The organism is Gemmatimonas aurantiaca (assembly GCF_037190085.1).
Taxonomy (GTDB): Bacteria; Gemmatimonadota; Gemmatimonadetes; order Gemmatimonadales; family Gemmatimonadaceae; genus Gemmatimonas; species Gemmatimonas aurantiaca_A.
The window spans coordinates 561,943-584,473 of sequence record NZ_JBBCJO010000012.1 but is presented as its reverse complement, the minus strand read 5'-3'; the positions used below and the strand labels follow the sequence as shown (position 1 = coordinate 584,473).

The 22,531-nt window shown below is 66.0% G+C and carries 15 protein-coding genes; 10 read left to right on the top strand and 5 right to left on the bottom strand.

The features are described from left to right. Positions 1-11: 11 nt before the first annotated feature. Positions 12-1,391: a galactokinase family protein gene (locus WG208_RS17080; protein ID WP_337172592.1), complete on the top strand. Its 1,380-nt coding sequence runs from the start codon at positions 12-14 to the stop codon at positions 1,389-1,391. Positions 1,392-1,440: 49 nt separating this feature from the next. On the opposite strand, the gene WG208_RS17075 is transcribed toward WG208_RS17080, so the two are convergent. From WG208_RS17075 to WG208_RS17060, 4 genes are all read right to left on the bottom strand, one after another. Next, positions 1,441-2,649, bottom strand: a complete 1,209-nt coding sequence (locus WG208_RS17075) for a M20/M25/M40 family metallo-hydrolase (RefSeq protein ID WP_337172591.1) — start codon at positions 2,647-2,649, stop codon at positions 1,441-1,443. A 17-nt stretch (positions 2,650-2,666) separates the two neighbouring features. Next, positions 2,667-5,066, bottom strand: coding sequence for a prolyl oligopeptidase family serine peptidase (locus tag WG208_RS17070; RefSeq protein ID WP_337172590.1), 2,400 nt, complete (start codon positions 5,064-5,066; stop codon positions 2,667-2,669). 107 nt (positions 5,067-5,173) lie between these two features. Continuing rightward, positions 5,174-5,410, bottom strand: coding sequence for a YbdD/YjiX family protein (locus tag WG208_RS17065; RefSeq protein ID WP_345787009.1), 237 nt, complete (start codon positions 5,408-5,410; stop codon positions 5,174-5,176). Between the two features lie 104 nt (positions 5,411-5,514). Further along, entirely contained in the window at positions 5,515-7,587 is a 2,073-nt protein-coding gene (locus tag WG208_RS17060) for a carbon starvation CstA family protein (protein WP_337172588.1), read from the bottom strand. Between the two features lie 250 nt (positions 7,588-7,837). Here WG208_RS17060 and WG208_RS17055 point away from each other — a divergent pair, with 250 nt between their 5' ends. The 5 genes from WG208_RS17055 (at position 7,838) to WG208_RS17035 (ending at position 12,639) form a co-directional block, all read left to right on the top strand. Beyond that, entirely contained in the window at positions 7,838-8,851 is a 1,014-nt protein-coding gene (locus tag WG208_RS17055; RefSeq protein WP_337172587.1) for an isocitrate/isopropylmalate family dehydrogenase, read from the top strand. Positions 8,852-8,879: 28 nt separating this feature from the next. Beyond that, the gene (locus WG208_RS17050; RefSeq protein WP_337172586.1) at positions 8,880-9,737 is read left to right on the top strand and encodes a metallophosphoesterase; all 858 of its coding nucleotides are present in this window, start codon (positions 8,880-8,882) and stop codon (positions 9,735-9,737) included. A gap of 90 nt (positions 9,738-9,827) precedes the next feature. Then, positions 9,828-10,985: a VOC family protein gene (locus tag WG208_RS17045; protein ID WP_337172585.1), complete on the top strand. Its 1,158-nt coding sequence runs from the start codon at positions 9,828-9,830 to the stop codon at positions 10,983-10,985. A gap of 9 nt (positions 10,986-10,994) precedes the next feature. Further along, positions 10,995-11,720, top strand: a complete 726-nt coding sequence (locus tag WG208_RS17040) for a hypothetical protein (RefSeq protein WP_337172584.1) — start codon at positions 10,995-10,997, stop codon at positions 11,718-11,720. 100 nt (positions 11,721-11,820) lie between these two features. Further along, complete coding sequence (locus WG208_RS17035; RefSeq protein ID WP_337172583.1) at positions 11,821-12,639, top strand: SprT-like domain-containing protein; 819 nt, start codon at positions 11,821-11,823, stop codon at positions 12,637-12,639. 100 nt (positions 12,640-12,739) lie between these two features. On the opposite strand, the gene WG208_RS17030 is transcribed toward WG208_RS17035, so the two are convergent. Further along, a complete protein-coding gene (locus tag WG208_RS17030; RefSeq protein ID WP_337172582.1) occupies positions 12,740-15,583 on the bottom strand; it encodes a hypothetical protein in 2,844 nt (947 codons plus the stop codon). A gap of 179 nt (positions 15,584-15,762) precedes the next feature. Here WG208_RS17030 and WG208_RS17025 point away from each other — a divergent pair, with 179 nt between their 5' ends. From WG208_RS17025 to WG208_RS17010, 4 genes are all read left to right on the top strand, one after another. Next, the gene (locus tag WG208_RS17025; RefSeq protein ID WP_337172581.1) at positions 15,763-17,001 is read left to right on the top strand and encodes an acyl-CoA dehydrogenase family protein; all 1,239 of its coding nucleotides are present in this window, start codon (positions 15,763-15,765) and stop codon (positions 16,999-17,001) included. Between the two features lie 189 nt (positions 17,002-17,190). Further along, complete coding sequence (locus WG208_RS17020; RefSeq protein WP_337172580.1) at positions 17,191-20,283, top strand: SusC/RagA family TonB-linked outer membrane protein; 3,093 nt, start codon at positions 17,191-17,193, stop codon at positions 20,281-20,283. Between the two features lie 5 nt (positions 20,284-20,288). Further along, positions 20,289-21,524: a RagB/SusD family nutrient uptake outer membrane protein gene (locus WG208_RS17015; RefSeq protein WP_337172579.1), complete on the top strand. Its 1,236-nt coding sequence runs from the start codon at positions 20,289-20,291 to the stop codon at positions 21,522-21,524. A 250-nt stretch (positions 21,525-21,774) separates the two neighbouring features. Then, positions 21,775-22,530 carry an electron transfer flavoprotein subunit beta/FixA family protein gene (locus WG208_RS17010; protein ID WP_337172578.1) on the top strand — a complete coding sequence of 252 codons (756 nt, stop codon included), beginning with the start codon at positions 21,775-21,777 and terminating at the stop codon, positions 22,528-22,530. The last annotated feature ends 1 nt before the right edge of the window (position 22,531 follow it).

Sequence of the window (22,531 nt, the reverse complement as noted above, 5' to 3'; positions counted from 1 at the left end):
GGTGGCCGTTCGTGTCGACTGAAGACGACGCGATCTTTTCGCGACATACGCTTGCCGATGCCTCGGTGTCGGATTCGGTGCGCGAGGCCTGGGCGCAGTTGCTGCGGGATGCACACGCTACACTCGATCGATCGGGGGTTCCCGCGGAGGACCGGCGCATATGGATCGTGCCCGGCCGTATCGAAGTGCTGGGGAAACATGTGGACTATGCCGGCGGCCGATCGCTGCTGTGCACCGTGGAGCGCGCGCTGGTGGTGGTGGCCCGCCCACGTAGCGATGGCATGGTGGTGTTGCGTGATGCCCGGCGCCGGGAAACGGTTTCGCTTTCGATTGCGGCGCCGCAGCGGGGGGCCATCCCGTGGTCCGTCTACCCGCGTACGGTCATCGCGCGGCTCGCGCGGAATTTCGGCGACGTCATCACCGGAATGGACGTGGGGTTCGCGAGCAATCTGCCGGCGGCCGCTGGTGTGTCCAGTTCGAGCGCGCTGACGGTGGGACTCACGCTGGCGATGCTCCGATTGTCGGATGTGCCCCGGCTTCCCCGCTGGCGCGAAGCCATCACCGACCGTCTCGCCCTGGCTGGGTACATCGGCGCACTGGAGAACGGCGCGGACTTCGCCAGCCTGGGCGGGGAACGCGGGGTGGGAACGATGGGCGGTGCGCAGGATCAGACGGCCATTCTCTGCTGCTCTCGCGGGCAGCTGGACGTGTTCCGATGGATGCCGGTGCAACACGAGCAGTCGGTGGCGTGGCCTGCCGACCATCGTTTCGTGGTGGGCGTGAGTGGAGTGGTTGCGGCCAAGACCGGTGCGGCGAAGGAGCGCTACAATCGGGCCGCACGCACCGTGCATCGCATGGTGCAGGCATGGAATCGCCACGCCGGCGAAAGTGTGCGCACGTTGCGGGAGGCGTTCGTCTCCGCAGCCGGCACCGGGCAGCCGACAGAGGTTCCGGAGGCATTGCGTGCCGCGGTCCAGGCCGCCGCGGAGCCTGACTACACGGCCAGGCACTTCGATGCCCGACTCGATCAATTCTTCGACGAGACGTTCGTTCTGGTGCCGAAGGCCGCCGAAGCCCTGCGGCAGGGCGATCTGACGACGTTCGGCTCGCTCGTGGACGCGTCGCAGTTCGGTGCCGAGCACGCGTTGGAGAATCAGATTGCCGAAACCGTGCATCTGCACCGGTTTGCACGCGATCTCGGGGCCGATGCGGCGAGTGCGTTCGGCGCGGGATTCGGGGGCAGTGTGTGGGCGATGATTCCCGCTCGGCAGGCCGAGGCATTCATGGCCCGATGGCGTGAGCGATATGTGCGGGCGCATCCGGTGGCGGCGCAGCGCGCGCAGTTCTTCGTGACATCGCCGGGCGTGTCGGCGTTCGAGATGATCGGCTGAGGATCGGCGTGACCGGCGCAGCAGGTGGTGCCGGCCGTATCGAAACGCGCTACGCCGCGGCCAGTGTGAGGACCAGCCGGACCAGTCGCTCGATCCCCACGTTGCCATGCCGGTCGTCGTACCACTCGTCGACGGTGTGGGCGCCACCGCCCGTGCCTCCGGCGCCGATGGCGATGGCGGGAATGCCACGGGCGAGAGGAATGTTGGCGTCCGTGGAGGCGATTGCATGCCGCGGCGTGCGCCCTGACGCTTCGGTGGCGGCTATGGCTGCACGCACCAGCGTCTCATGTTCGGAGATCCCACCGGCGGGACGCTCACCGAGCACCGTGACCTGCAACGTCAGTGTCCCGCGCGGATGACGCGCCATCTCCTCGGCGATACACCGATGGGCGAGACGCAGAATCTCTTCGCGCAGATGTGTCAGACGCTGCGACGAGACGGAGCGTACGTCGACCTCCGCCCATGCCGCGATCGGAACCGATGTCAGCGATTCACCGCCGGCCATCCGGGTGACGGCCACTGTGGTCCCGGGCTCCGCGGCGTCGGCCAATCTTGTGATGGTCGCGACGAGATGGCCGATCGCGTGAACCGGATTGGCGGTGTGCGCATCGACCCAACTGTGGCCGCCCGGTCCGGCAATCGAGAGCCGGAGACGCAGTGCTCCCAGTGCCCGATGGACGATGGCTTCATCACCCGGGCCATCGATCGCGATCATGGCATGCGGGGCGATGTCGGTCGTGGCGGCATGGTCATCCAGCCAGCCACGCACTCCACGCAGATTGCCCACGCCCTCCTCACCAACCGTGGCCACCAGATGGATGGGACGGGTGAGCCGCTGACGCACCGACGTCGTGTCGAACAGATGGGCGAGCATCAGCAGCGCCGCGAGCCCACGACCATTGTCACCGATGCCCGGACAGTGAATCACCTGTGCTTCGCGGCGCATCACCAGAGGCGTGTCTTCGGCGAAGACCGTATCGAGATGTGCGAGGCAGATCAGTGGAGCGGCGTGCGTGGCCCCGGTGCCTGCCACACACGCCACCTGCGCGCACACATTGCCGTGCCGGTCGCATCGCACGTTCAGGTCCGGCAGTTCACGGAAACGTGTCGCCAGATACATCGCACGGGCCGATTCGGCGCCCGTGGGCGCGGCAATGCCGGTCAGAGCCATCTGTTGCTGCAGGATCCACTCCTGCCGACCACGCCAGTGATCGACAAGAGTGGACATCCAGGCGTCGGGCACCCGCCCTTCACGCATCGTGCACTCCGGAGAAGTTACTTCTTCACCTTGCTGCCGTTCGGACCGATCGTGCGCTCGAACAGATCGAAGATGCGACGGTATTCGTCGGTCCACGAATCCGGCCGCACGAATCCGTGATCTTCCACGGGATAGACCGCGAGTTCCCAGTCGGTCTTGCCCAGTTCGATGAGCCGCTGCGACAGGCGCACGATGTCCTGGAAGTGCACGTTGGTGTCGACCATGCCGTGGGCCATGAGGAGCGGATCCTCGAGGCCTTCGGCAAAGAAGATCGGCGACGACCGGCGGTAGGCGAGCGTGTCGTTCTGCGGCAGGTTGAGGATGTTGCTGGTGTATCCCTGGTTGTAGTGCGCCCAGTCGGTCACGCTGCGCAGCGCGGCGCCGGCACCGAACGACTTGGGCGCCGTGAACAGCGCCATGAGCGTCATGAAGCCGCCATAGCTGCCGCCGTAGAGACCGATCCGCTCGGGGTCGATGCCATACTCCTTCTGCAGCCACTTCGACGCATCCACGTGGTCCTGGAGATCACGGCCGCCCATCCAGCGATAGATCGCCGTACGCCAATCGCGTCCATAGCCCGCGCTGGCGCGGTAATCCACGTCGAGCACGATGTAGCCCTTGCTGGCGAGCAACTGATTGAACATGTACTCGCGTGCGTACTGGCTCCAGAAGTCGTGCACGTTGTGCAGATAGCCGGCACCATGCACGAACATCACCGCGCCACCGTTGGGCTGCGCGCCCATGTCCTGCGGCCGATAGATGCGCGCCGGCACCTCGATGCCGTCACTGGCCGGAATCTTCACGATGGCCGGCTTGAGCCAGTTGCGCGAGCGGAACGAGTCCGATGTCGAAACCGTGAGACGGGTCTGGTTGCCGCCATCGGCATTGGTGACGTACAACTCCCACGGCAGGTTGCTGGTCGAGTACACATCGGCGAAACGCTTGCCGTCGGGGCTCAGCGTGATGTTGTGACCGCCGTGTTCGCGCGTGATCTTCGTGCGCGGACCGCCAGTGCTCGCCATCCGGTACGCATGCCGCACGAACGGGGATTCCTCGCTGGTGTGCAGCAGGAACCAGGTGCCGTCGTCCGACAGCTCGGCGCGCTCCACTTCCCACTTGCCACTGGTGAGCGCCCGCGTGTCCGATCCGTCGGCGTTGGCCGAGTAGAGATGGGCATAGCCGCTCACTTCACTGCCGTACCACACGCGGCCGCTGGGCAACCAGCCCATGCACTGCGAGCAGGGGCCACCCACCCACGCGCTGTCGTTGAGGGCATGCACGATGCGGACATCGCCGCTGTCCCCCACCGTCGACAGATACCGCCACTTGGAGTCGGGCGTCGAGGCGGTGAGCAGTGCCGCCGAACCGTCGGCCTTCCAGCTGGCCACGCGCACCTGCGACGCCGGACGGTCGAGCGTGTTGGCGATGATGCCGAGCGGCTGCAGCTTGCCCGTGGCGAGATCCAGCCGATACGCGCGCGAGCGACCGGTGGCATCACCCACCTTCGTGCGCGACGGAATGTCTTCCGTGAAGCCGCTGGCCGTCACGTAGTTGGGCACGTCCGTGTTGCGGGGCTGAGCGCCACCGCCAGCGGCCGCACCACCGGCTCCACCGGCGGCGCCACCCACGGCTCCGATGCCGCCGCGACCACCACCACCGCCACCACCCGGACCAAAACCTCCCGGACCCGATGCCGTGGTCAGCACGGCATAACGCAGCGAGGGAGAGACACTGAGTGATGCCAGGCGTTCACCAGCGGGCAGATAGACGATAGGGAGTGCCCGCGCGATCGCCGCATTGCGCTGTGCGCGCTGGATCGAATCGGTGCGCTGCTTGTCGCGGATGACGTCGAACAGTTCGAGCTGCTGACGCTCGAGCGCCCCGCGCATGCCCGTGGCGCGCTCCGCGTCGCGCGGTGCCGGGCCATTCCGGATATCCGTCAGCTGACGCAGGTCGCCGGTGGTGAGATCGACCACGTAGGCGTTGCCATCACGCTGGAAGATCAGCGAACGGTCGTCGGCGGTGAAACGGGGATCGTTCTCCATCGACGACGTCTGCGTGAGGCGCCGTACGGCGCCGGTCTTCAGCGTGAAGAGATAGAGATCCCCACGCGACGCCACCGCGCGCCGCGTACGATCGCGGCTCAGCACCCCATCGGCCAACGAGGCCGACACACTGTCCATGTGCGCATCGGTCACCAGCTCCGGCGTGGCGCCGGCCACCGCGCGTACCCGATACGGGCGTGCCGGCGCGTTCCACGGTGCGCCTGCCGGTGCCCACTGGAAGTAGAGCCACTGACCATCCGGACTCCAGGCGACGTTCTGCGGTTCGCGGCCGTAGTGCTCCGGCCCACGCATCATGTTCGCGATGGAGAAGTCGAATGTGCCGGCCGACTGCGCCGGCAGTATCGAAGGCAAGGATCCGCTCAGCGCAACGCCGAGGGATACCATGAGAGACGCGACCGATGCGCGGGGCGTCGATCGCGTGATTGGAGAAACGGACATGGAGGGGAGGGATGAGGCGGTCAGCAGCAGCGGGTGCCCGGGCGGGTGTAACGATCCGCCATGCGTTCCCGCTCGAACGTGATGGGGTCGAGCGGGGTGCACTCGGGGTAATGGTGGCGCATGTGCTCGAGATAGGTCTCGTAGTCGGGCACACCGATGATGCGCCGCACGATGGCGATCGTCCGCTGGAACGCCGCACGCAGACGCGGGAACGGCGAGGCGGACTGGAGGCCGGGGAGAGAGTTCACAGGTGCCATACCGTGAAAGATCGTGCCCGAAAGGCCGAAGCGCGAGAGGAAAAATGACCGAAGGCCACGGCGCGACGCCGTGGCCTTCGGTGATGTCGCGGCGGACGCGAGGATCAGGCGCCGGAAAGCTGCGTCCGCTGATACGGGGTCTCCGAACTGACGGGCTTCTTCTGTCCCGACATGACGGCCATCCACTCGCGGATGGACGCCACGAGGATCGCGACCACCGACAGGAGGAAGAAGGCCGCCACGGCCGCGTCGAGGCGATCGTTGAAGATCATGCGCTGTGCTGCGGCAGCCGACGGGATGTTGGCCGGCAGGGTGCCGCTGGCGATCTGGTCGCTCAGCATGCGCGCATGCGAAAGGAACCCGAGCTTGGGATCGTCGGAGAAGATCTTCGCCGAGCCCGCGCTGAACGTCACGATGACCAGCCAGACGAGCGGGATGAGGGTGACGAAGGAGTACTTCGCCTTGCCCATCTTCACGATCACCGTCGTTCCGACGCACAGCGCGACGATGGCCAGCAGCTGGTTGGAGATCCCGAACAGCGGCCAGAGCGAGTTGATGCCACCGAGTGGGTCGGTGACGCCCTGGTACAGGAAGTACCCCCACATCATCACGAACAACGCCGAGCAGATCAGCACGGCCGGATACCAGGACACCCGTCCCAACGGCTTGTAGACGTTGCCGAGCAGGTCCTGCAGCATGAAGCGGCCCACGCGGGTGCCGGCATCGAGCGTGGTCAGGATGAACAGCGCTTCGAACATGATGGCGAAGTGGTACCAGATCGCCATGGCGCCTTCACCGCCGAGCGCGCGCGAGAAGAGGTGCGCCATGCCCACGGCGAGGCTGGGCGCGCCACCGGTGCGCGAGAGCAGCGAGTGTTCGCCCACCTGACGGGCCAGCGTCTCGAGATCGGCCGCCGAGATGGTGGCGAAGAGTCCCCACCCATTGATGGCATCGGCCGCACTGGCGGCGGTCGTCCCGATCGCCACGGCCGGCGAGTTGATCGCGAAGTAGATGCCCGGCGTCAGCACGCACGCGGCGATCAGCGCCATGATGGCCACCGCCGACTCGATGAGCATGCCGCCGTAACCGATCAGACGGGCATCGGGCTCACGACGCAGCAGCTTGGGCGTCGTGCCCGACGAGATCAGGGCGTGGAAGCCCGAGATGGCGCCACAGGCGATCGTGATGAAGGCGAAGGGGAACAGCTTGCCCGCGAACACCGGACCGGTGCCGTCCACGAACTTCGTCACCGCCGGCATCTCGAGGTCGGGGAGCACCCAGAGAATGCCCACACCCAGTGCCACGACCACACCGATCTTCACGAACGCCGACAGGTAGTCACGCGGGGCGAGCAGCAGCCACACCGGCAGCACCGAGGCGAAGAAGCCGTAGATCATGATCGAGAACGACAGCGTCGTGCCGCTCAGCGTGAACACCGGGGCCCACGTGGCCGACTCCGATACCCACTTGCCGATGTAGAGCGAGAGGAAGAGCAAGGCGAGCCCTCCCGCGGTGGCTTCGAGCACCCGGCCCGGACGTACCCATCGCAGATACCCACCCATCATGATGGCGATCGGGATGGACAGGCCGATCGTCACCGTGCCCCAGGGGCTGTCGCGCAAGGCGTTCACCACCACCAGCGCCAACACGGCGATGAGGATGATCATGATGCCCAGGATCGACACCAGCGCGATCGTACCGGCCACGCTGCCGATTTCGTCCTTCGCCATCTGACCGAGCGATTTGCCGTCACGGCGCACCGACGCGCAGAGAATCACGAAGTCCTGCACGGCGCCGCCGAGCACCACACCGACGAGAATCCAGAGGGCGCCCGGCAGGAAGCCGAACTGTGCGGCGAGTGTGGGGCCCACCAGCGGCCCGGGGCCGGCGATGGCGGCGAAGTGGTGTCCGAAGACGATCCACTTGTTCTCCGGCACGTAGTCACGGCCATCGTTCATCCGTTCCGCGGGCGTGGCCCGGGTCGCATCGAGTGCGAAGATGTCCATGGCGATGATCCGGCTGTAGAACCGGTAGCCGATCAGATAGACGCAGACCGCGGCCGTGAGAAGCCATGCGGCACTGATCCGCTCTCCACGATTGAGCGCGATCATGGCGAGCGCGCCGGCACCGAGAAGAGCCAGACCGATCCAGGGAAGGGTTTTCAGCAGACGGGACACGCGGAGGGGGAGGGGGGAGGGGAAGGGGAGGGAGGGAAGTCCGCAGGGGGGGAACGACGGCATCCGAACCGCCGACGAATCACGAGCGAATCGTGATGCGGACGTTAATGCGCCCAAGTACCGGCCGTTGTCAATGAACGCTCACCTGGAAGTGGGCGTTGGGGGCCCATGCCGCATGCGGAGTCGCTAGACTTGTGGACGATGCGGCGTGGAGTCCTCCACGCGCTGGTCCGTCTTCGCGCCATTTCTCATGTCCATTCCCGTAACGCTCATCCCCGGCGACGGCATCGGTCCGTCGATTGCCGAAGCCACCGTTCGCATCCTGGCCGCCGCGGGCGCCGACATCGAATGGGATCGCCAGGTGGCCGGCATGGCCGGTGTGGCCCGCTGGAACGATCCGATTCCCGACGCCACGCTCGACTCCATCAAGCGCACGCGTCTGGCGCTCAAGGGACCGCTCGAAACGCCGGTGGGCGAAGGCTTCCGGTCCATCAATGTGGCGTTGCGCAAGACGTTCGACCTGTACGCCAACGTCCGTCCGGCGTACACCATCGTGCCGGGCCGTTTCGAGAACATCGACATCGTGCTCGTACGGGAGAACACCGAAGGGCTGTACATCGGCGTCGAACACTACGTGCGCATCGGTGACGATCCGAAGGCCGCGGCGGAGTCGGTGGCCATCATCACCCGCGAGGGCTCGGAGCGTATCGTCCGGTATGCCTTCGAATACGCGCTGGCCCACGGACGGCAGAAAGTGACGCTCGTGCACAAGGCCAACATCCTCAAATTCTCGCAGGGGCTGTTCCTCGATGTCGGACGCATGGTGGCCGCGGAGTACGCCGGTCGCGTGGTGTTCGAGGAGCGCATCATCGATGCGATGGCCATGCACCTCGTCATGCGTCCAGAGCAGTTCGACGTGATCGTGACCACCAACCTGTTCGGCGACATCCTGTCCGACGAGATCTCGGGGCTCGTGGGGGGGCTCGGACTGGCGCCCGGCGCCAACATCGGCAAGAACGCCGCGATCTTCGAAGCCGTGCACGGCACCGCCCCCGATATCGCGGGCAAGAACATCGCCAATCCCGGAGCCCTGCTGCTCGCCGCGTGCATGATGCTCGAACACATCGGCGACAAGGAGCGTGCGCAGCGCATCCGCGGTGCGTTCGAACGCACCATCCGCGAGGGCAAGTCGCTGACGCGTGATCTTGGCGGGACGGCAGGCACGGACCAGTTCACCGACGCCGTCATCGCCGCCCTTGGCTGATCGGCCGGAAGGAACCGCAGAAAGAACCGTGGAAGGGCAGGACACGGAGCATCGGCCAATCCGTGTCCTGCATCTGTCGGACATCCACTGTGGGCACCCGTTCGTGCAGGCCCACATCACGGCGGCCTTCGACGTGGCGCACCGGGGGCCGTGGAACGCCATCGTCGTCTCCGGCGATTTCTCACAACGGGCCCGTGAGCGCGAATTCCGGCGCGCGCGGGAGTTGCTGGATGCGTTCCGCGACATTGCGCCGGTGCTGACGGTGCCCGGCAATCATGACACGGCATGGTGGCACGCGCCGTTCGGTGTGGGCGATGCGAGCCGTCTTCACGTGGGCTACCGCCACTGGATCGACGACCAACTCGAACCCAGTCTGCATCTCCCCGGGCTGTCCATCGTCGGACTCAACTCGGCGCAGGGCCTGCTGCCCCCCACGCTCACCTGGTATCCCCGCGACTGGCGGGTGAAGGGCGGACTCACCGACAGCCAGCTGACCGACGCCACGCGTCGCATGGCGGAAAGCCCCCGCGGCGATCTGCGATTGCTGGTGGTGCACCACAATGTCGTGCGTGGACGGCTTTCGAAGCGCTGGGGCATGGCGCGGCCACAGTCCACGCTCGACCGGATCGCCGCCATGAACCTCGACGTGGTGTGCACGGGGCACGATCACGAAGAACGGGTCGAGGTGGTGGAGCGCCGCACCGGTCGCTTTCTGCTGAGTGCCGCCAACACCCTCTCGCGACGGATGCGGGGGCGCCGTCCGAGCGCCCTCAATGTGATCGAGGCGACGCCATCGACCGTGACCGTTTCGGCGTGGACGTTCCGGGACGGGGCATTCACCCCCGGTCCGATGACCGCCTCCATCCCCCGCCGATCCCCGGACTGACGCGCCGTTGGACACACGGTTGACATAAAGGAGATGGCTAATATCTTAGTAATAAGATAATTAGAGCTCCCGGTGGAGCAGGAGGTCACCATGTCGGTTTCCAGTCCCATTCTCGGATTGCATCACGTCACCCTCGTTGCCGCCAACGCGCAGCGCACGGTCGACTTCTATTCCCGCGTACTCGGCCTGCGGTTGGTGAAGACCACGGTCAATTTCGACGACCCGGGCAGCTACCACCTGTATTTCTCCGATGAAACCGGCGGTGCCGGCACCGTGGTGACGTTCTTCGAGTGGCCACGGGCACCGCGTGGGCGTACCGGCATCGGCGGTACGCACCATGTTGCGCTGCGTGTGGCCGACCGGGACGCGCTGCTGCGCTGGAAGCGCCGTCTGACGGACCTGGGGGTGCGTGTGCACGGTCCGTGGAATCGCCACTACTTCACGAGCATCTATTTCCGCGATCCCGATGGTGTCATCCTCGAAATCGCCACCGACGGACCGGGCATGCTCTTCAACGAGCAGTCGGGAGAGATCCTGCAGCGCACACCGCCCGCGGAACTCATGCGCGGTGGTCGTGACGAAGAGGCGATCGCGGCGATGACCTGGCCCGAGCCCGTGCCCACGATCGACGCGGCGATGGCACTCACCCGCGGCATGCATCACCTCACGGCCATGACGGCAAATGTCGAACTGACCGACCACTTCCTGCGCGACATCCTCGGCATGTCGATCGTGAAGAAGACGGAGAATTTCGACGATCCCGGCACACGGCACTGGAGCTGGGGCACCCCCGACGCACGTCCCGGATCACTGGTGACGTATCTCGAGCGCCCGGCCACGGAACGGCGGTCGCACATGGGGACGGGACAGGGGCATCACTATGCGCTGGCCGTGGCGAACGAGACGGTGCAACTCGAGATGCGCGATCGGTTGCTCGACGCCGGTGTGCAGGTGTCGCCGGTGCTCGATCGCGTGTATTTCAGGAGCATCTACACCCGCGATCCCGATGGTCACATCGTGGAGCTGGCCACGATGGGCCCGGGGTTCCTCGTGGACGAACCGCTGGCGGGCACGGGATCGACACTGCGTCTGCCGCCGTGGCTCGAGGAGCAGCGTGCACGCATCGAGCCCGCGCTCACCCTCATCGATCGGGCACCGTGGCCGTATGATGGCAGCGACGCCGAGCGTGGCATGAGGCACTATCCGGGTCGTCTGGATCGTGTGACCACGTCGAAGGATGCCGGCTGAGCGCGGAGGATGAAGCAGATGGAACAGAGTGTGATGTCGGGTCCGCATGCGGGGGAGACACCGCTGCTGGCGGGAGCGCCGCTGGGCGAAGCCGCGTATGCGTTGATCCTGGTGCACGGTCGTGGGGGCACGCCGGAGGGGATGGTGCCGATCGCTCGCGCGGCGCGGGCGATCGGCGGGACCAACGATGCGGCCATCATTGCGCCGCGGGCGCATGGCAATAGTTGGTATCCCTATCGGTTCCTCGCGCCGAAGGCCGACAACGAGCCGTGGCTGAGTAGCGCACTGGCAGCCGTGGGGCATGCGGTGGACATGGCCCGTGGCGCGGGCATTCCCGCGGACCGGATCGTGCTCGTGGGGTTCTCGCAGGGAGCCTGCCTCAGTCTCGAATATCTCGCGACCCGCGCCGTATCCCCGGCCGCGATGGGTGATACGCGTCTGGGCGGCGTGATGGCCATGGCCGGCGCGCTGATCGGGGATCCCGCGGCGCCGCGTGTGGCGACGGCGGAGCAGGGAGATGTGCTGGGTGGCATGCCGGTGATCCTGGCCTGTGGTGATGCCGACCCCCACATCCCCGAACCGCTGGTGCGTGAGTCGGCCGCCTATCTTGCGGCGCTCGGTGCGCGCACCGACCTGCGGATCTATCCAGGCGTGGGCCACGACATCGTCGGCGATGAGATCGAGGCGCTGCGCAGGCTGGTGGAGGACGTCCGCGGCCGGATCGTGAGCACCTGATCCGTCGTGCGGTGACGGGGGCTCCGGTCACGCGGGCCTGGCGCATGGGGGTGCGGTATGGAGCTTCCCGCGAAGCCGATGCGTGGCCATCTTCCGCGTGATGGCTCACGACACCGCCGCACAACTCGGCTTCGATCTCTTCGGGATGGCTCCTTCGGCGACTGCGCCAGCGGAGACATCATCGGCGATGTCTCTGCCGATGTCTCCGTCGGCGCCAGTGGACGCGGAAACCGCTGAGCCGCGACCGGCGCGTGGCCGGACCGCCCTGCGCGCCCGCACAGCGGTGCTGTTTTCCCGCTTGCAGGATCTGGGACTGCGCGGCGTGGATGCGCTGGTGCTCATGCGCACACGCACCGTCATGGTGTCGCTGATCGGTCGCACCCTGCGGGTGCACGAAGGCTACGCCGATGCGCCGGAACGTGTGTTGCATGCGGTGGTGGCTTTCGCCATCGCCCGCACGAAGACGGAGCGTCAGGCCGCCCGCGACGTGATCCTCGCGTACGACGTGGAACGGGCGCCGGTGGCCCGTCGGCGCGAATCGGCACGCCCCGGTGATCTGCCCATGCTGGCCCAACTCGCCGAAGCGCATCGCCAACTCAATGCGCGGTGGTTCGAAGGCACGCTGCAGGCCATCCCGGTGCGTCTCTCCGGACGCATGGCCACACGACTGGGGCATTTCGATCCGGGGTCGAAACACACGCCGCCCGAGATCGTGCTCTCACGCACGCACATCACGCGACACGGATGGCGCGAGGCCATGCACACGCTGCTGCACGAGATGGTGCATCAATGGCAGCATGAGACGGCACGCCCGGTGGATCACGGGGCGGAGTTCCGTCGCAAGGCCCGCGAGGTGGGAATCACACCGGCGGCGCGGCGGGATGTGACGCCGCTGGAGAAGAAGCGGCGGGCGGGCTGACTCCTGCGGGAAACGAAAGGCCACGGCGCATCCTGCAGCCGTGGCCTTCGTTCATGCGGCGTGTCAGGGGATGCCGAAACACCCCCTGACTTTCAGAGCATCACGGCGTCCGCGTGCCGTAGATGGCTGCGGTCTTCACCATCAGATCCTCCGTGGTCGCCGTGGCGCCGCCGGCACTGTAGGCGATTGCTCCGAAGGACACCGAGGTGCCTGCGCGCAGACCCCAGTTCGTGTCGAATCCACTCACGCCGCTGAAGTCGGGCATCTCCACCGAGTACGTGGACGCTCCCGCGAAGTAGGCGCGGGAGGCCGAGATCAGCCAGCTGCGGTTCACACTCGACACCGACTGCGAGAACGTGCCATAGAGCCAGTCTCCGTAGTCGGCTTGCCAGGTGCCGTCCACCTTCAGACGGGCATACGGCGTCGTGGCGATGGTGACCAGGCCGGTTCCGCTGACGGAGAGATCCGGCCCCAGCGTGAGCGACTTGTTGGCGATGTTGCGGTTGAACACGGTCACCGACCGCGACGACACGGGGATATTGCCCACCGTGACGGTCGATGTGGCCTGCACCAGGTGGAAGTCGCCCGGCTGGGTGAGCGATGACGGCAGGCCGTAAATCGTGCGTGGGCCCGACGAAGTGCCCGTCAGGTCACCAAAGGCAAAACCGCCGAAGGTGCCGTTCGCCGTCTGAACGCTCGAGATCACGGTGAGTATGCCGCCGCTCGGATTGGTGACCGTCACCTGGGCCGAGGCCGGCACGAACGCCTCGCTCGAATTGAAGTCGAGCACCGGAATGGTGCTGCCGTTCGCATAGTTCACGCCGCGACGGATGATGCCCTTGTCAGGCACGATGCTCACCGACGTCCCGGCGATCGTCGTCGTGGCCCGATAGGCCAGCAGATCGGTGGAGCCGTCCGCCACCTTGGTCAGATTGAAGGCCGTCGCGCCCGCGCTGGTCTGGGCAAAGGCGCCGCCGACACTGACTTGGCCGGCCTGCAGTGGTCCGCTCAGCCCGGCGAACGTGCCGCTCAACGTCTTCGTGGCCGCCGGATTGTTCGCGCACTCGGCCGTGCCAAGGTTCGTGAGTTCCGTTGCACTGCCGTAGTGCACCGTGACGGCGTAGCCATTGCTGCCGTCCGGCTTCACCCAGGCCATGCCACCCACACCGGAGATGGAGAAACTGTAGGACTGGTTGGAGCCGGCGGTGGCGCGTGTCCACGTGCCCGACGTACCACTGCGGTACGCCACCCACAGGGGATACTCGCTCGGGTCGCAGAAGCGGATGGTCACATTGCCGGACCCCCCGCCACTCGCCGTCACCGTACCCGCCACCGTCGTCGTGACGTTGGCGAGGCCCGTGGCCGTGCCGGTGATGGTGGCCGTGAACGCACCCGTGGTCGCGCCCGACGTCGCGGTGAAGGTCAGCGTGGAGCTGTTGCCCGTGGCCGCCGCCGGGTTGAACGAGGCCGTCACGCCACTCGGCAGACCGCTCACCGCGAGATTCACCGTGCCGGCAAATCCACCGCTGCGGGTGATGGTCACCGTGCTGGTGCCCGTGCCGCCCTGCTGCAGCGAAGCCGCACTGGCGGAGAGCGTGTAGCTCTGGGCCGGCGTGGCGGCGGTGATGGAGAGGTTCACCGTGGCGGTCTGGTTCGACACGCCGGTGCCCGTCGCGGTGAGCGTGATCGGTACCGCCGTCGCGGTCACCGCGGCCGTCGCGCCCACGGCGACGGTCATCGTGCCGGTGGTCGCGCCGGAGGCGATGGTCACCGGTGCCGCCGTCACGCCGGTCGGCAGGCCAGTGGCCGTCACGGTCACGGCGTCGGTATATCCGCCCGTGCGCGTGATGGTGACGGCGATCGTGCCTGACGCGCCCTGGACCACCGAAAGTGTGGGGGCGCCTGCCGCGATGGTAATGCCAGGCGCCGCGGCCACTGTCACCGTGATACCGGTGGTCTGGTTGGAGACGCCCGTCCCGGAGCCCGTGACCGTGAGGTTGTACGTGCCCGGTACCACCGACGCCGTCGTGGCAATGGTGAGTGTCGACGTCGTGGCGCCCGTGGCCACCGACGTGGGGTTGAACGTGGCGGTCATGCCGCTCGGTGCCCCACTGACCGCCAGCGCCACTGCGTCAGTGAATCCGCCGGTGCGCGTCACCGTGATGGTCGACGTCGCACTCTGGCCCACGGTGATGCTGGTCGAGGCATTGCTGGCCGTCAGCGAGAAGGCCGGCGTGGCCGCGGCGGTGATGGAGAGGTTCACCGTGGCGGTCTGGTTCGACACGCCGGTGCCCGACGCGGTGAGCGTGATCGGTACTGCCGTCGCGGTGACGGCCGCCGTCGCGCCGACGGCGACGGTCATCGTGCCGGTGGTCGAGCCGGAGGCGATGGTGACCGGTGCCGCCGTCACACCCGTCGGCAGGCCGGTGGCCGCGACGGTCACCGCTCCCGTATAGCCGCCGGCGCGCGTGATCGTGAGGGGAATCGTGCCCGAAGCTCCCTGCACCACTGAAAGTGTGGGGGAGCCCGCCGAGACGGTGATGGCCTGCGGGGTGATGCTCAGGGTGAAGGTGCTCGTCGCCGAAGTCACGCCCGACCCGGAGGCCGTGATGACCACCGCGCCGCCGGTCGTGGTTCCACTGCCGACGGTGATCGTGGCCGTGGATGCCGTCGAGCCGCTGGCCAGCGCCGCTGGATTGAAGGCCACGCTCACGCCCGACGGTGTCGTGGCCGTCAGGTTCACCGTACCGGTGTAATTCCCGCCCCGCGTCAGCGTGACCGTGGTGGTCGTACTGGCACCCTGGTTCACCGTCGCCGAGGCTGGCGACAGCTGAATTCCGATGGTGGGTGTGGGCGGGTTGACAGTCCCGCCGTCGCCGTCTCCACCGCCCGAGCATCCGGCCAGTGCGAGCAGGGCGACACTCAACAACTGCAAGCGACGCATCTGTTCCTCGTGATGTTTGAATATGTGACAGGAGGGTTCTGTCCCCTGCGGATACGACCGCATTTACCGCAAAGTGTCAACCGGTCTCGGCCATTTCCTTCCTGCACGATACCGGGGCACTACATTTCGTCGTCACAACACGATTGTCGGTCCCACCTTTTGTTCGACTCCTGCCCCCTATGGCCACCGATCTGCTCCTGGCGCGAACCGTTCCGGCGCTGCCCTCCGTCGACCTGAAGGCCCACGCGGGCGATCTGTTCAACATCGACGCCGCCCTCACCGAAGAAGAACGCGCCATCCGGGATACCATCCGCGCGTTCGTCGACGAGAAACTCATCCCGGTCATCGGCGAGTGCTACGTGGAAGGGCGCTTCCCCGATGAACTGATCCCCGAACTCGCCGAACTGGGCGTGCTTGGCGCGAATCTCCCCGAGGAATACGGGTGCGCCGGCCTCTCCAGCGTGGCGTATGGACTGATCATGCAGGAGCTCGAGCGCGGAGACTCGGGCATCCGGTCGTTCGCATCCGTGCAGGGTGCGCTCGTCATGTATCCCATCTTCGCGTTCGGTTCGGAAGCCCAGAAGCATCACTATCTGCCGAAGCTGGCCAAGGCCGAACTGATCGGCTGCTTCGGACTCACCGAACCGGATTACGGATCGAATCCCTCGGGGATGATCACCCGGGCGCGCCAGCAGGCCGATGGCAGCTGGATTCTCAATGGCGCCAAGATGTGGATCACCAACGGCTCCAAGGCACAGATCGCGATCGTGTGGGCGAAGACGGGCGACAGTACCGACGACAGTTCGATCCGCGGCTTCATCGTGCACACCGACACGCCGGGGTTCCAGGCGCGCGACCAGAAGGGCAAGCTCTCGTTGCGGGCCAGTGACACCTCGGAACTCGTGCTCCAGGACGTGCACGTGCCCGCCGATGCCATCCTGCCCAATTCCAACGGACTCAAGAGTCCGCTCATGTGTCTCACGCAGGCCCGGTACGGCATCTCGTGGGGCGTGCTGGGTGCGGCGATGGCGTGCCTGGAGGAAGCGGTGTCGTATGCCAAGAGCCGCGTGATGTTCGACCGTCCCATCGGTGGCTTCCAGATCCAGCAGGTGCGACTGGCCGACATGCTCACCGAAATCGTGAAGGGCCAGCTGGTCTCGTTGCATCTCGGTCGCCTCAAGGATGCCGGCAACTTCACGCCGCAGCAGGTGTCGCTGGCCAAGCGCAACAACGTGGACATCGCCACGAACGTCGCGCGTGAGACGCGCCGGCTGCTCGGGGCCAACGGCATCCTCGCCGAGTATTCCGCGATGCGGCACATGGCGAACCTGGAAAGTGTGTACACGTACGAAGGCACGCACGATGTGCACTCGCTGATTCTGGGACAGGCACTCACGGGACTGAACGCATTCAAGTGAGCTGAGCCTCTCAGTGCTGTGGCGATCACTGCAGAGAAATCACAGTAAGGAATTTCAAACGCCCGCATGGTGAGAAATGCGGGCGTTTGTCATAGGGGTGGATGAGGAAGTGACGCGCTCTCGCTTGCCGGGCTTGTATACACAAGTAGGTTCTGCGAAAACCGTCCTACCTTGTCGAGGAGTCCTCGTATGGAGCATTCAGTTGTTGCCTTGGAGAGGCGCCGAAGCCTCCCGCTCCGCCGCTCACCACTGCGCGCACTCGCGGGGCTGATTGCCACCGCGGTGTTGGCGTTCGCACCGGGAGGTGGCGTGTTGCACGCGCAGAGTTCCGGCACGATTGCCGGAACCATCGTGAATGAACGCAGTGGTGCGCCGATCAGCGATGCACAGATCGCGGTTGAAGGGCGCAACACCGGCGCGACATCCGATGCCGCCGGCCGTTTTCGTATCGTCGGACTGACGGGCAGTGGTGAGGTGCAGCTCAGCGTGCGTCGTATCGGATTCCAGTCGCGCACGATGAATGCAACGATCGGTGCCGACAACGTGCGCATCGGTCTCACCGAACGTGCGATGGAGCTCTCGTCGGTGGTGGTGACGGGTACGGCCGGTATCGCGGAGAAACGCGCCATCGGCAATGCGGTGACGACGGTGAATGCGGCCGATGTGGTGGCCACCCAGCCGGTGAATTCCTTTCAGGAACTGCTCAACGGTCGCGCCTCGGGGGTGAGCATTGTCGCCAGCTCCGGTCAGGTGGGCACGGGATCGCGCATCCGCGTGCGGGGGGCGTCGTCGCTGTCCCTGTCGAGCGACCCGCTCATCTACGTGGACGGCGTGCGTGTGGACAATACGCAGGCCTCCGGTCCGGCCAATCAGGCATTCGGATCGGCGTCGATCTCGCGCTGGAACGACTTCAGTCCCGACGACATCGAAAGCATCGAAGTCATCAAGGGACCGGCAGCGGCCACGCTGTACGGCACCGAGGCATCCAACGGCGTGATCCAGATCATCACCAAGAAGGGAGCGAGCGGTCGTTCGGTGTGGAATCTCGTCGCGCGCGGTGGCACGAGCTGGGTGCCGAACTGGCTCACGCGCTTCGAAGACAACTATGGCACGGTGCCGCGCGCCGGCAGTGCGACCGCACTCGACACGGTCACCATCTCCACGAAGCAGCTCAACGATTCGCTCAATGCGAATTTCGGGCACGATATCTTCCAGGTCGGACAGCTGCGGGACGTGCAGCTCTCGCTGTCGGGTGGCACGCAGGCCATTCGCTACTACACGGCCGGCGGCTATGAAGAGAATTCCGGCGCGGAACGTGTGAATCGGTTGCGGCGCACGAACCTGCGCGTGAACCTGCAGGCCAATCCCTCGCCGGCATTCGATCTGCAGGCGAGCCTCGGGTTCACCACGGGCCGCACCTACCTGCCGTATGAAGCCGGCGGTGGCGGCGCGACGTGGGCCACGTACTATGCGTCGCCGAGCTTCCTGTACGGCGGTGTCGGCGTGGATGCCCGCGCACCGAACAATCCACAGCTCGGTTTCCGCTCGGGGCCACCCGACATCTACTATCAGGCCTACGACATCTTCCAGGATGCGGATCGGTTCACCAGCAGCTTCCAGATCGCGAATCGTCCGACGTCATGGTTGAATCACCGACTCATCGTCGGTCTCGACCGTCTGGCCGAGAACAACGAAGAGCGGACGCCACGCAACGACATCATCGGCGCCAAGTACGCCTCGTTCGCCGGCAGTGGGCCGCCCACGTCCGGTGGCATCTCGGCCTCCATGCGCGATGTGACCGTGACGTCGTACGACTACGTTGCGAACGCCAGCTTCTCGCTGACGTCTTCGCTCAAGTCCGTGACATCGGGCGGCGGACAGATCTACATGCGTCAGTCGCGGCTGCGCGGCATCAGCGGCTCCACGTTTCCGGCGGCGGGTCTCACGTCGATCGCCTCGGCTTCCATCCGCAACGTGGGCACCGATGAGTTGTTCCAGAACAACACCGTGGGCGCGTTCGTCCAGCAACAGGTGGTGTGGAACGATCGGCTCTTCCTCACCGGCGCCATCCGGACCGACGACAATTCGGCGTTCGGCACGAACTTCGATGCGGTGACGTATCCCAAGCTGAGCGCCTCGTGGGTGATCAGCGATGAACCCGGCCTGCATGTGCCGGCGATGTTCAACCAGTTGCGACTGCGCTCGGCCTATGGCGCCAGCGGTCTGCAGCCCGGTGCGTTCGACGCCATTCGCACGTATACGGCCGCCGGCGGCTTTCTGACACCGTCGTCGGCGGGCAATCCGAACCTCGGGCCCGAACGCAGTACCGAACTCGAACTCGGTCTCGACGCCGGCATGTGGGACGATCGGGTCTCTCTCGAGCTGACGTATTTCAAGGGCAGCACGAAGGATGCGATTCTGTCGCGACAGGCGCCGCCCTCCGACGGCTTCCCCGGCTTCCAGCTCTTCAATGCCGGACAGGTCGATCGCAGCGGTCTGGAATGGATCGTTCGCGCACAGCCCATCCGTGGTGAACGTCTGGCGTTCGATCTCACCCTCAGTGGCTCGAACAACAGCTACAACATCGCGTCACTCGGTACCGGGACGGACTTCGTGTCGTTGTCCAGCAACGTGGGACACCGCGTGGGGTATGCACCGGGCGCCTGGTGGGATCGCCGTATCGTGAGTGCCGACTACAACGCGGCGACCAAGCGGGCCACGAATCTCCTCTGCGACGACGGCAAGGGCGGCACGGTGGCGTGTGCATCGGCACCCCGGGTGTTCCTTGGCAATTCGGTACCCACGTCGGAAGGTTCACTGACAGCGGGACTCACGCTGTTCGGCAACCTGCGCATCAACGGTTTCTTCGACTGGCGCGGTGGGTACAAGAAGCTCGATGGTAACTATCGGGTACGCTGCGGCGCGTTCGTGCTGTGCCGCGAGTTGTACTACCCGGACGAAGTGCAGGACAAGGCCCTGCTGGCGGCCGTGCAGGCCGGTACTGCCTACACGCATCATCTCATCCACGATGCGGGCTTCATGCGTTTCCGCGAACTGTCCGCCACGTACACGTTGCCAACACGCTTCGCCAGCCTCGCGCGCGCCAGCCGCGCCTCGATCACGCTGGCGGGCCGCAATCTCGCGCTGTGGACCGATTTCCCGGGTATCGAGCCCGAAGCCTCGTTCAACGGCGGCTCACGTGGAGGCGCGTTCGGCATGTGGGAACAGAACGTCCTGCCGCAGCTCCGTCAGTTCGTGGCCACCGTCAACCTCAACTTCTGATCATCATGCGTAACATGACGATGAAGATCGTGGCGGCGGTCCTGGCCGTATCAGTCACCGCAGCCTGCAGTGGCTTCGACCGTCTGCTCAGCGTGCAGACACCGAGCCGTCTGGCCGAGGATTCGTATCTCGTGCCCGCCAACGCGGCACTCATTTCGGCGAGCGCGGTGGCCGACTACGAGTGCGCTCTCGGTGGGTACGCCGTGGCCAGCGGCATGGCGTCCGGTGAGCTGTTCGACGCCATTCAGACCGCGGCCCGCTGGAACTACGATCGCCGCAATGTCCTCGCGGTGGACGCCCTCTATGCCACCTCGGGCTGTGAGGCCATCGGGGTGTACACGCCCATCAACACGGCGCGCTACACCAACGATCAGGCCGTGACCAAACTCGAGGAGTGGACCGACGCCCAGGTACCCAATCGCCAGCGCCTGATCGCGCTGAACTCGGCCATCGCCGGATTCAGCCTGATCCTGCTGGGTGAGGGCTTCTGCAGCGGTTCGATCAACGTGGGCCCCGCGCTCACCTCTGCGCAGCTCTTCGATTCCGCCGAAGTGCGCTTCACCAAGGCCATCGCCGCGGCCACGACGGCGGGGGACGCCAACATCCTCAATCTCGCCTACGCCGGTCGGGCCCGGGCGCGGATCGACAAGGGCAACAAGGCGGGAGCGGCCGAGGACGCCGCGCGGGTACCCACGGCCTTCGTGTACAACGCCACCGCCGACGCCACCGTGGGACGACGGAACAACCGCATGTTCCAGCAGAACAATCAGTCGTTCTCGGTGACCGTGGCCACGGCGTATCGCACGCTGAACGATCCGCGGGTATCCGTCACCAACCAGAATCGGCTTGCCGCGGATCAGGTCAATCAGATCTGGACGCAGAACAAGTTCCCGAGTCTCACGGCCAGCTTCCCCATCACGTCGGGGATCGAAACGCAGCTCATCCTGGCCGAAGCCCGCGGCGGGGCGGAAGGATTGGCGATCCTCAACGCGCTCCGGGCCCGTTCGGGTGTGGCGCTGTCGGCGCTCCCCGCGAGCTCCGATTTCACGCAGGCCCTGATCGACGAACGCAGCCGCGAACTGTTCCTGCAGGGCAACCACTGGTTCGACGTGCGGCGCTTCAACACCACGCTCGTGCCCGCTACCGGCACGGCCTATGGAAAGGGTGGTGTGTACGGCGATCAGCGCTGCTGGCCGCTGCCCGATGCGGAAACCCTGGCCAATCCGAACACGCGGAGCTGAGTCCGCGGCGCGGCGCGACGCTGATATCGCGCCCGGGGTGAACTGACCACCGCCGCCATGGAGTCCACCCGGACCTGTGGCGGCGGTGCACGTCTGGGCCCATGAGCCAAGGGCCGAACCGCGAGTCATCGGGGCGGTGACGCACAGGGGTAAATGTGACGATATCGTCGCATTGCCCGACGGGGGCCCCCTCTCTAGCTTCCCCGTTGCCTCTTTGTTTTCTCCCTGACTCTCGAACGGAGCGACCGCGGTGAAGATCGCCGTGTGCATCAAGCGCGTACCCGTGATGGAAACCAAGTTTGCCATTGCGGCCGACGGGACCCGCGTGGACGACGCGGGGCTCAAATACGACGTCAACGACTTCGACCTGTGGGCGATCGAAGCGGGCCTGCAGCTCAAGGAAAAGAACAACAACGTGGGTGAGGTCGTCGCGATCTCCCTCGGTCCTGACGCGGCGCAGGAGCAGATCCGCAAGGCTCTGGCCATGGGCGCCGATCGTGGCATCCTGCTGCAGGCTGGCAGCACGCCGGCCGATGGCCTGGCCGTGGCGCGGGCCCTCGCGGCGGAACTCAAGGACGGGGGATACGACCTCATCCTGTTCGGTCGCATCGCCATCGATTCCATGAATCAGATGACGGGACCGATGGTGGCCGAGCTGCTCGATCTGCCCTGTGTGACCAACGTCTTCCGTCTCGACATCACCGGCACGACCGGTCGGGCCGAGCGGGCGCTCGAGGGAGCCAGCGAGGTGGTGGAGTTTCCGCTCCCCGCGCTGCTCACCATCGACGATGGACTCAACAAGGAACGCCTGCCGTCCCTCAAGGGGATCATGGCAGCCAAGAAGAAGCCGCTCGAAGTGAAGCCCGCCCAGTTGGGTGAGGCGCGCGTGGCGGTGCAGAAGATGGTGCTTCCGCCGGAGCGTGCGGCCGGCCGTATCCTGGGCGACAGCGCGGCCGCCGTGCCGGAGCTGGTCAAGCTCCTCCAGACTGAAGCCAAGGTGCTCTGAT

Coding starts and splice junctions, on each gene's coding strand:
- WG208_RS17075 (WP_337172591.1), bottom strand. CDS start 2,649: ATGCGTGAAGGGCGGGTGCCCGACGCCTGGATGTCCACTCTTGTCGAT.
- WG208_RS17065 (WP_345787009.1), bottom strand. CDS start 5,410: ATGGCACCTGTGAACTCTCTCCCCGGCCTCCAGTCCGCCTCGCCGTTC.
- WG208_RS17055 (WP_337172587.1), top strand. CDS start 7,838: ATGTCCATTCCCGTAACGCTCATCCCCGGCGACGGCATCGGTCCGTCG.
- WG208_RS17045 (WP_337172585.1), top strand. CDS start 9,828: ATGTCGGTTTCCAGTCCCATTCTCGGATTGCATCACGTCACCCTCGTT.
- WG208_RS17040 (WP_337172584.1), top strand. CDS start 10,995: ATGAAGCAGATGGAACAGAGTGTGATGTCGGGTCCGCATGCGGGGGAG.
- WG208_RS17035 (WP_337172583.1), top strand. CDS start 11,821: ATGGCTCACGACACCGCCGCACAACTCGGCTTCGATCTCTTCGGGATG.
- WG208_RS17030 (WP_337172582.1), bottom strand. CDS start 15,583: ATGCGTCGCTTGCAGTTGTTGAGTGTCGCCCTGCTCGCACTGGCCGGA.
- WG208_RS17025 (WP_337172581.1), top strand. CDS start 15,763: ATGGCCACCGATCTGCTCCTGGCGCGAACCGTTCCGGCGCTGCCCTCC.
- WG208_RS17020 (WP_337172580.1), top strand. CDS start 17,191: ATGGAGCATTCAGTTGTTGCCTTGGAGAGGCGCCGAAGCCTCCCGCTC.
- WG208_RS17015 (WP_337172579.1), top strand. CDS start 20,289: ATGCGTAACATGACGATGAAGATCGTGGCGGCGGTCCTGGCCGTATCA.